At 42.1% G+C, this 8795-nt stretch carries 8 protein-coding genes and 2 pseudogenes; 6 read left to right on the top strand and 4 right to left on the bottom strand.

All coding sequences use genetic code 11. The annotated features are described in order from the left end of the window. Nucleotides 1–8 precede the first annotated feature (8 nt). Both ACH0BF_RS21815 and ACH0BF_RS21810 read left to right on the top strand, forming a co-directional pair. Nucleotides 9–538, top strand: a pseudogene (locus ACH0BF_RS21815) (transposase); the annotation flags it as partial. 6 nt (nucleotides 539–544) lie between these two features. Then, entirely contained in the window at nucleotides 545–676 is a 132-nt protein-coding gene (locus ACH0BF_RS21810) for a hypothetical protein (RefSeq protein ID WP_406910294.1), read from the top strand. Nucleotides 677–821: 145 nt separating this feature from the next. Here ACH0BF_RS21810 and ACH0BF_RS21805 read toward each other — a convergent pair whose 3' ends face one another. The 4 genes and pseudogenes from ACH0BF_RS21805 to ACH0BF_RS21790 form a co-directional block, all read right to left on the bottom strand. Next, nucleotides 822–2060: an NAD(P)/FAD-dependent oxidoreductase gene (locus ACH0BF_RS21805; protein ID WP_406910291.1), complete on the bottom strand. Its 1239-nt coding sequence runs from the start codon at nucleotides 2058–2060 to the stop codon at nucleotides 822–824. Next, nucleotides 2057–2389, bottom strand: a complete 333-nt coding sequence (locus ACH0BF_RS21800) for a (2Fe-2S)-binding protein (protein WP_406910290.1) — start codon at nucleotides 2387–2389, stop codon at nucleotides 2057–2059. The genes ACH0BF_RS21805 and ACH0BF_RS21800 overlap by 4 nt, the downstream gene beginning before the upstream one ends. Beyond that, nucleotides 2382–2657, bottom strand: a complete 276-nt coding sequence (locus tag ACH0BF_RS21795; RefSeq protein ID WP_406910289.1) for a (2Fe-2S)-binding protein — start codon at nucleotides 2655–2657, stop codon at nucleotides 2382–2384. Before ACH0BF_RS21795 ends, ACH0BF_RS21800 begins: the two co-directional genes overlap by 8 nt. A gap of 76 nt (nucleotides 2658–2733) precedes the next feature. Then, nucleotides 2734–4158 (bottom strand): annotated as a pseudogene (locus ACH0BF_RS21790) (sigma-54 interaction domain-containing protein); the annotation flags it as partial. Nucleotides 4159–4552: 394 nt separating this feature from the next. Between ACH0BF_RS21790 and ACH0BF_RS21785 the strand changes: the two are divergent. The 4 genes from ACH0BF_RS21785 to dapA all read left to right on the top strand — a co-directional run bounded on the left by ACH0BF_RS21785 (nucleotide 4553) and on the right by dapA (nucleotide 8767). Further along, a complete protein-coding gene (locus ACH0BF_RS21785; protein ID WP_406910288.1) occupies nucleotides 4553–5752 on the top strand; it encodes an NAD(P)/FAD-dependent oxidoreductase in 1200 nt (399 codons plus the stop codon). A gap of 99 nt (nucleotides 5753–5851) precedes the next feature. Beyond that, nucleotides 5852–6889, top strand: a complete 1038-nt coding sequence (locus ACH0BF_RS21780) for a proline racemase family protein (protein WP_406910287.1) — start codon at nucleotides 5852–5854, stop codon at nucleotides 6887–6889. Further along, nucleotides 6886–7839: a proline racemase family protein gene (locus tag ACH0BF_RS21775; protein ID WP_406910286.1), complete on the top strand. Its 954-nt coding sequence runs from the start codon at nucleotides 6886–6888 to the stop codon at nucleotides 7837–7839. Before ACH0BF_RS21780 ends, ACH0BF_RS21775 begins: the two co-directional genes overlap by 4 nt. 28 nt (nucleotides 7840–7867) lie before the next feature. Then, on the top strand, nucleotides 7868–8767 hold the full coding sequence (dapA, locus tag ACH0BF_RS21770) for a 4-hydroxy-tetrahydrodipicolinate synthase (RefSeq protein ID WP_406910285.1): 900 nt from the start codon (nucleotides 7868–7870) through the stop codon (nucleotides 8765–8767). The last annotated feature ends 28 nt before the right edge of the window (nucleotides 8768–8795 follow it).

The raw sequence follows: 8795 nt of genomic DNA, 5'->3' as shown, positions 1-8795 counted from the left end.
TTGGCACAATGGTCACACCAGGCAACACACATGACAGCCAGATCTTAGAGCCGTTAATGGAGAAAGTGATAGAAAAGATAGGAAAACCTAAAGCTGTTGCCGCAGACGGGGCTTACAAAACGCCTGCGATTACCAGTTATTTAATGCAAAATGACATGAAGCCGGCCCTTCCTTACACACGACCGCGCACAAAAGAAGGCTTCTTCCGAAAACACGAGTATGTTTACGATGAGCACTTTGACTGTTACCTTTGTCCGGAGGGAGAAGTCTTGACCTACTCGACAACGAATAAAGAGGGGTATCGTGAGTACAAATCACCGAAACAGGTGTGTGTAGCCTGTCCTTCTTTAGCCAAGTGTACAGAAAGTAAAGACCAGTCACTCGCCACATCTGACAGGAGTATGTGGAGGAAGCCGACCATCTTCGCCATCACGAAGAGGTCAAACCCATCTATGCGAAACGCAAAGAAACGATTGAACGCGTTTTCGCAGATGCAAAAGAAAAGCATGGCATGCGTTGGACAACGTTAAGGGGGCTTAAAGAATTGTCGATGCAGGCGATGCTTACTTTCGCTGCCATGAATCTCAAGAAAATGGCCAGCTTGGACTTGGCAAGATCCCAAAACGGTCTAAATAATGAACTCGGAGCGGTCTATCCTTCTCTCAAACGGCTATAAAACCAATAAAAAATCAAAAAGGGGTTCGGAATGAGACCATTCCGAACCCCTTTTGTCGACAAGCTGCAGTCTTCGTTTTAGACTTCTATTTAATTTTTTGTACTCATTAACCCAACCCGTTCCGCTTTTTAGCCCCTTATTTTCATTATCCAATCTTCTTTAAAGATGATTGTTTCCCGCCATATAGCTGCCCCCAAAGATCAGACATTTTTCTTCTACCGCTTTCTATTCTTGGATTAAATTGGATTGCGGCATGTTGACGTATGGTTTCTACATATTCTATAGCCTGTTCGAGCTGCTGGTCAATGTTTAAATTACCTTTTTTTGATTGGCTGGTGATGGAAAGGCCAGCAACTGTTCCTTGAGCCATGGCGATTTTTCCACTCTCAATTCCAGTAATATTACCTGCAACAAATAATCCGTCAAGCGGTGTTTCCATTTTTTTAGAGTGGTGGGGGACATGGCCGCCAAGCTCTGGAATGTATTGAAACGGGCAGCCGGCAACTGCTGCAAGCTCAGCAAGAGGATATAAACCGCCCGCAATACAGACGAAATCTGCCTCGTATATTTTTTCTGTTCCCGGGATTAACTTTCCACTTGGATCAATATCTGCTATCAGCACACCTTCCACATGATCCTTTCCAACAATCTCTAGAGCCGCTTTTTTTAGCTGCACCGGTGTACCATTAATCTTCACACCGCTTTTAGGGAAGAAATTCATCCCAACTCTTCTGAACCAATCATTTTTCATGAAGCGGCTTCCAAAACGCAAGAGAGGTGATGGAGCAAGATGGGCGGCATTAAGAAGTGATTTCATTACTTCCTCGGGTTCTCCAGCCTTTTGGCTCAGCGGGCTTTTTTCCGGTAAAACAATCCGATTCACATTGATTCCAGCTAATTGCAATTCGTTTAAAATAGCGAAGGCTAATATATTTGCCCCAATAATGATTCCTGTTTTCCCAACCTCGACACGGTGAACATTAGTCATAACCTGCGCAGCTCCAATAGACATGACGCCTGGGAGAGTCCAGCCCGGTACAGGAATAGGAAACTCAGCTGCTCCTGTTGCAGCTAGAACAAAAGGGGCTGTCAGAGTCCCGATATTGGTATGCACATGCCATAAATCATTCTCTTTTTCAAGGTTATAGACGGAAACACCGCAGCGGATATCTACTGATTGCTTTTTAGCCTCGTCATGAAGTCGCTGCGATTCTTTGATTCCGTTCCACCATTCGCCTGAAGGTTCCTCATGAAGTTGGCCGATTAATCTTCCGCCTGGTCTTACAAATTCATCTACTACGGTTACCTTTAAACCATTTTCCGCACAGGAAATAGCACCTGCTAATCCGGCTGGTCCGGCTCCGATTACAATGACATCTTTCACTGTTGCTCCACCATCCTTTTCACAATGTTAGGGTGCTGTTTCCCGCTTTCAACAACCATATTTTCCTTCACCATTGTTAAGCATGCCCTCACATTAGCCTGGTCATTTACTGTGACCCGGCATTCCATGCAATGGCCGATGTTGCAGTAAAACCCTCTTGCTGTTCCGCTTTCCTCATGAACACGAAGCGTTCGCATTCCATTTGCTAAAAGAGCAGCTGCAACCGTTTCATGTTCATATGCTTCATATTCATTTCCATCAAATGTAAAAGGGATCTTTTTTTGATCTCCTAGTTTTCCTAAAATAGGATGGTCTATGATCCTAGTCATGTTTCTCACCTACTGTTCCAAATGTTACCGGGCGAACGGGGGGTTGATATTTTAATGGTATTTCGCCTTCCTCTGTATTAGATAGGACACTTTCTACGACCCGATCGACTATGATTCTGCAAGTACGTCCCCCGCAGAATCCCATTCCTGCTCTTGTTCTTAATTTTAATTCTCTTGCTGTACAGTGGTGTTCTTCAGCTGTTTCACAAAGCTGTCCATATGTAACCTCTTCGCAACGGCAGATAACAAGTGCTTCTTTGTGGCTCATTTGGAAATCCTCCTTTGCAATCGTATATGAAAATATCATGCAAGAATCACACCAACATAGAAGAATCTCCTTACACTTAGCTCAAACCTACCCGTTTTAATCGGTTATAAAGGGTTGCTCTTGTAATTCCAAGCTTATTGGCACATTCCAACTTATTGCCGTTTGTTAATACGAGCGCTTTCTCAAGCACCTTTTTCTCATACCGCTCCATTTCCTCTTGCAACGGCAAAATAATAGAATCTATTTCTTGATAAGATTCGTGTAACTTCCTATCATCTGTATTCTCCATAGCGGAGCTTGAATGAAAAGGCAAATACTCTTTACGAATCACACCATCTGTGGCAAAAACAACAAGGCGTTCCACGACATTCCGCAGCTCACGAACATTCCCCGGCCAATCGTATTGAAGCATCTCCTGCATCACTTCTTGAGAAAATTGATGGATCGGCCGTTGATAGCGTAAAGAGAAATCATTTAAAAAGTAATGAACAAGTTCGATGATGTCCTCACGCCGCTCTTTTAAAGGAGGAATCTTTAAACTTACAACATTTAACCGGTAATATAAATCTTCGCGAAATTGGCCCAGTGTCATTAAGTGTTTTAAATCTTTATTGGTTGCGGCAATCACACGGAAGTCTGCTTCCATTTCTTTCTCTCCGCCAACTCTGTAATATTTTCGCTCTTGGAGCACACGAAGCAGCTTAACCTGCATGTCTAGAGGCATCTCGCCAACTTCATCAAGAAAGAGAGTGCCGCCCTTTGCCAGCTCAATTTTCCCTTTTTTTCCTTTATGATCAGCACCAGAAAAGGCGCCACGGTCGTAGCCAAATAATTCACTTTCAAATAATGAGGCTGGAATGGCTCCGCAATTGATTGAAATAAATGGAGCATCTGGGCTCTCTGTTGCCTCATGAATAGCTTTAGCAAATACTTCTTTACCGACGCCGCTTTCTCCTAAAATTAATACGGTTGACTTGACGGTGCATACCTTTTTCGCCAGTTGAATGGTTTTCTCTAGAGCAGGGCTTTTCCCCTTAATATGGTTAAAGGGATCGGATGGCCTATATTTAGCCATTTCCTGTTCTAACCGGTGAACCTCTGTTGACATATTAAATAATTTTTCATTTAGCACAATTTGGTTCGTCACATCGGTTTCCGAGACAACTGCGCCAATGGTTTGATTCTTAAAATAAACAGGGCTCGAATTGATTAGAACAAAGAGATCAGGTCTTGGCTGGTGATATTGCCCGGATAGTTTTTTTCCGTTATGAAGGGACTGCAGGATTTCAAGGTCTTCCTGTTCGAAGAAATCGGTTATCGGCTTGTCGATTATTTCATTTTTTTTGACAGTAAAAATTTTTTCTGCTCCTCCGGTCCATGTGCGGACGCGTTCGCTAGCATCAATCACGGTGACCGAAGCATCCATCGTATCGATAACCGTTTCATAGAAGGCCTTTAATTGATGGTAGGAGTCATGTAAAAAATCAATGATTTGTTCTGCCATGAAATAGCCAACGATATTGCCGCTAATCGTATCGATGATTTCAACGGCTGAATAGCGCTTACATGATTGTACTAATGTTAAAAATGAATCATCTAGATGAACGGTTCCGAAAGAAAAGCTATCCTTCTTTTTTGATAAAGGAATTAATTTATTTTCAATTATTTCTTGAATGGATGGTAAAGCAAACATAGACAACCTCCTGAAGTGTAAAAAAATATTTACACTGTTTAATATTTTATACACTATTTTATCAAATTTTTAGAAAATTGAAAGAATAAAAGTGGATAAAGATCAAATATTTGGAAGTTAGCCGGTGTTTTGGAGAGATTCAATTTTGGCACACTTATTGCAATAGGTAAGTTAGACAGCCAGACGAAGGGAGAGTGGTTTTGTGACCCATCATTGTGACGTTTTAGTCATAGGAGGAGGGATTATTGGTTGTTCAATCGCCTATTATACTTCTAAATCTGGAAGAAGCGTAACGATTATTGAAAAAGGCGAATTTGTTAGCGGCACTTCATCAAAATGTGATGGTAATATCCTAGCGATTGATAAAGATCCCGGGTTTGATAGCCAAATGTCATTAGTCAGTCAAAAATTAGTAGATGATTTAAGCAGAGAATTGGAGCATCCATTTGAATATCGAGCTCCTGGAAGCATCCTTGTTTGTGAGACTGAGGAAGAAATGGAGGCTGCCCAAAAATGGGTAGGCCGTCAGAAAGAAGCAGGTTTGGCATTCAGGATGCTGGATCGTCAGGATATTCGCCAAGAGTCTAAGTTCTTTGCCGATGATCTTTTAGGAGGATTAGAGTGTGCGACAGATTCTACGGTTAATCCGTATCTGTTGGCATTCAATCTATTGGAAGCAGCCAAAAAAATGGGCACAAAAGCTTTCAAGCAAACAAAGGTTATCGAAATGAAAAAGGAGACAAATGGTACTTTTGTTGTTGAGACGACGAATGGTGTTTTTACAGCTGACCATGTAGTTAACGCTGCGGGAGTATGGGCTCCTTATATTGGAGAAATGCTTGATGTATCCATTCCTATCAAACCGAGAAAGGGTCATATCATCGTCGCATCCCGGCAGCAGCATGTAGGGTCGAGAAAGGTGATGGAATTTGGTTATTTAATCTCCAAATTTGGCGGAAAGCGCAAAGTGGATCCGCTGACGGAAGCATACGGGGCAGCACTTGTTTTCGAACCAACAGAAAGTCAAAACTTTCTTATCGGAAGCAGCCGCGAATTTGTCGGATTCAATACAAAGGTAAACAATGAAGTCATTAAATGTATTGCTAATCGTGCTATAAGGTTTTTTCCGAAAATGGCTGACATGATGGCTATCCGTTCCTATGCAGGCCTGCGTCCATGGACGGAGGATCATTTGCCAATCGTCTCAAGATTGGAAGAGATTCCTAATTATTATATTGCAGCAGGACACGAGGGAGACGGGATCAGCCTTGCTGCGGTTACTGGAAAAGTGATAGAGGAAATGCTAAATGATAAAGAAACTTGCATCCCGATTGAACCGCTAAGCTTTAACCGCTTTAATCCTGTTCATTCTAAATCTTCCGCCTCTTTACTAGGAAGATAAAAGCTATTGAGATTTAATTCGCAGATGCCTCGAATTGTTAATGGAAATTTGTCAGAGGCAAATACACAAAAGGAAGTTGAGGGAAAGGATGTTAGGCTGATGAAGGCAAATCGAGTGTTTACTACGATTGATACACATACAGGAGGAAATCCGACGCGAACATTAATTAGTGGGATTCCAAAGTTAAAAGGGGAGACAATGTCTGAAAAAATGCTTCATATGCAAAAGGAGTATGACTGGATTCGAAAGCTGTTAATGAATGAACCAAGAGGACATGATGTGATGTCCGGTGTTTTATTGACAGATCCATGTCATCCTGAAGCAGATATTGGCGTCATTTATATCGAAACTGGCGGATATTTGCCGATGTGCGGGCATGACACGATTGGTGTATGTACAGCATTGGTTGAAGCCGGATTGATCCCTGTTAAGGAGCCCGTTACATCTATCAAATTAGACACACCCGCTGGACTTGTTGAGGCGGATATTATTGTTGAAAATGGAAAAGCGAAAGAGGTTTCCTTTTGTAATGTGCCTGCCTTTTTATTAAAAAGTGTCTCTGTGAATGTTGAGGGAATTGGAAAGGTTGAGGCCGATATTGCATACGGTGGTAATTTCTATGGAATTATTGATGCCAATTCTGTTGAATTAGAGTTAACGCCAGAGAACGCCTCAACTATTATAGAAAAAGCAATCAAAATAAGAAATACGATTAATGAACAAACCGATATTGTTCATCCTCAATACTCATTCATTCGCGGACTGACACATATTGAATTCTTTACAGAACCAACTCATAAAGAAGCGGATGTGAAAAATACGGTAATTGTTCCTCCGGGAGGGATTGACCGTTCACCATGTGGTACAGGCACCTCGGCTAAATTGTCCGTTCTTTATTCCCAGAATAAAATTGGAATCAATGAGGAATTTGTTCATGAAAGTATTGTAGGATCCTTGTTCCGCGGATGGGTGCTTGAGACAACAAATGTGGAAAATGTGAAGGCAGTTATGACAAGAATTTCTGGTTCAGCTTGGCTAATGGGGATGCACCGGTTCTTTTATAACGAGGAGGACCCGCTTAAAGAAGGCTTTTTGCTCATTCCCCCAATGGAGCACAAAATGGAGGATGTAAAATGAATTTTCAAAAGGTTTACACAGCGACCGATGTCCACGTAGCAGGAGAGGCTTTTCGGATTATAAAAGATGTGCCATTCGTTCGTTATCAGAGCTTAGAGGAGCTAAATGATCAATTCCCGCAGGCTTACGAGAAAGAGACCAAACTTTTATTAAATGAACCACGCGGATTTGCTGGCTTAAATGGCTGTCTTGTCGTGCCGCCCTTTACAAGTGAGGCAGATGCGGCTGCAATATTTTTTAATCATGAAGGAACCGTGCCAATGCAATACGGCGGAGTTGTGGCAGTCATTACGGCATTGCTGGAATGCGGGCAACTGAAAGTGAGAGAAACAAATGAATATAAAATTGAAACGGTCAGCGGGGTGATTTCTGTAATCGCTTCCATGGAAAATGATGAAGTGAAATCAGTTGAGCTGGCAAGTGGACCGTGCCGGGTTATTCAGGACAATGTAGCCTTGTCTTATTTAGATTTACAATCGGAAGCTGCTCTCGTTCAGGCAGATCAATTATATGCGATTTTTGATCAATCACAGGTGCCTTTTGATATCCGCATGGAGGATCTTGCAGAGCTTAACCAATGGGGACAGAAAGCAACAGCAGCGCTTGCTTGCACACATCCGGCTGATAAAGTGATACTGTTGGATCGGTCGAGAAAGGATAAAGGCAAAATCAAAACAGTCACCTTGCGGCAGGACAATTATTTCGTTCGTTCCCCAGGGTTTGGCACGACGGCTGCCGCTATTACCTATTTATTATCAAATAGTGATTTAACGGCAGATGGATTAGTTGAAAATGAAAGTATCTTTCATGGCAAGCTGACAGCCGAACTCATAAAACAAACTGAAAGCGGCTGCGAATTTAAATTCAAAACCCGCGGATTTATTACGGGCATGCAATCTTACGTGTTGGATCCGACAGATCCGCTATCCGCTGGGTTTTTAATAAAATAAATTACTTACATGTATAGGAGGAAAACAAATGACAACAATTAGAGGAGCTTATCCAGTATTAATTACACCGATGACACAGGAACAGGAGATTGATTGGGGTGGAGTAAAGAACAATGTGAATTACTTCGTGAACCAAGGGGTTGCGGGGATCGTAATCAACGGAAGTACTGGTGAATTTGTCAGTCTATCAAAAGAGGAAAAATTCCAAATGGTCGAAACCGTGATGAAGGAAGTAAACGGACGTATCCCTGTTATAGTCGGAACTTCTGCAGAAACAACGAAGGAAACAATCGAATATACAAAGCAGGCCGAAGCGCATGGAGCCGACTGCGCCTTAATCATTAATCCTTACTATATGAAGCCAAAGGAAAATGAAATGTATCATCATTTTAAAGAGGTCTCCAACGCTGTTAACCTTCCAATCATGCTTTATAATAATCCATTTACTTCTGGCGTTAATATGAGCACGGAGTTAATGCTGCAAATTGGAAAGGATTGTGAGCATGTCACTCACATTAAAGAGTCAAGCGGTGAGATTGGAAAGGTAAGAGATCTTGCAAGAAAAGGAAAGGGAGACTTTGAAGTATTCTGCGGTGCCGAAGAGCTAGTGATGGAGTCTTATTTAGTTGGAACAACTGGCTGGATTTCTGTCGCAGGTAATATTGTACCGAAGCTTGTAACTGATATGTATAACCATTTTGAGAATGGCGAGCTTGAAGAAGCATGGGCAATCAATGACCGTATTTTACCGCTTTGTTCGTTCCTGGAGGGTTCGGGAAAATATGTACAAATTGTCAAGAGGGCGATGGAATTAACTGGCCAGGCAGGAGGGCCTGCACGTCACCCGCGTTTGGGTTTATCCCCTGAAGAAGATCAACACTTAAAAGATATTTTAGCAAGCTTATCCGTTGAGCTAGTTTCATTATGATATAAAAAAAGCAGATGAAAGGGGAACT

This window comes from Pseudobacillus sp. 179-B 2D1 NHS, from assembly GCF_045370945.1.
Taxonomy (GTDB): domain Bacteria; phylum Bacillota; class Bacilli; order Bacillales; family Domibacillaceae; genus Pseudobacillus.
The sequence above is the reverse complement of the archived record's forward strand: the minus strand, read 5'-3'. Positions and strand labels throughout refer to the sequence as shown.

Bases quoted from the DNA above. Each gene is read 5' to 3' on its own strand.
- ACH0BF_RS21800 (WP_406910290.1), bottom strand. From the start codon at position 2,389: ATGACTAGGATCATAGACCATCCTATTTTAGGAAAACTAGGAGATCAA.
- ACH0BF_RS21795 (WP_406910289.1), bottom strand. From the start codon at position 2,657: ATGAGCCACAAAGAAGCACTTGTTATCTGCCGTTGCGAAGAGGTTACA.
- ACH0BF_RS21780 (WP_406910287.1), top strand. From the start codon at position 5,852: ATGAAGGCAAATCGAGTGTTTACTACGATTGATACACATACAGGAGGA.
- ACH0BF_RS21775 (WP_406910286.1), top strand. From the start codon at position 6,886: ATGAATTTTCAAAAGGTTTACACAGCGACCGATGTCCACGTAGCAGGA.
- dapA (WP_406910285.1), top strand. From the start codon at position 7,868: ATGACAACAATTAGAGGAGCTTATCCAGTATTAATTACACCGATGACA.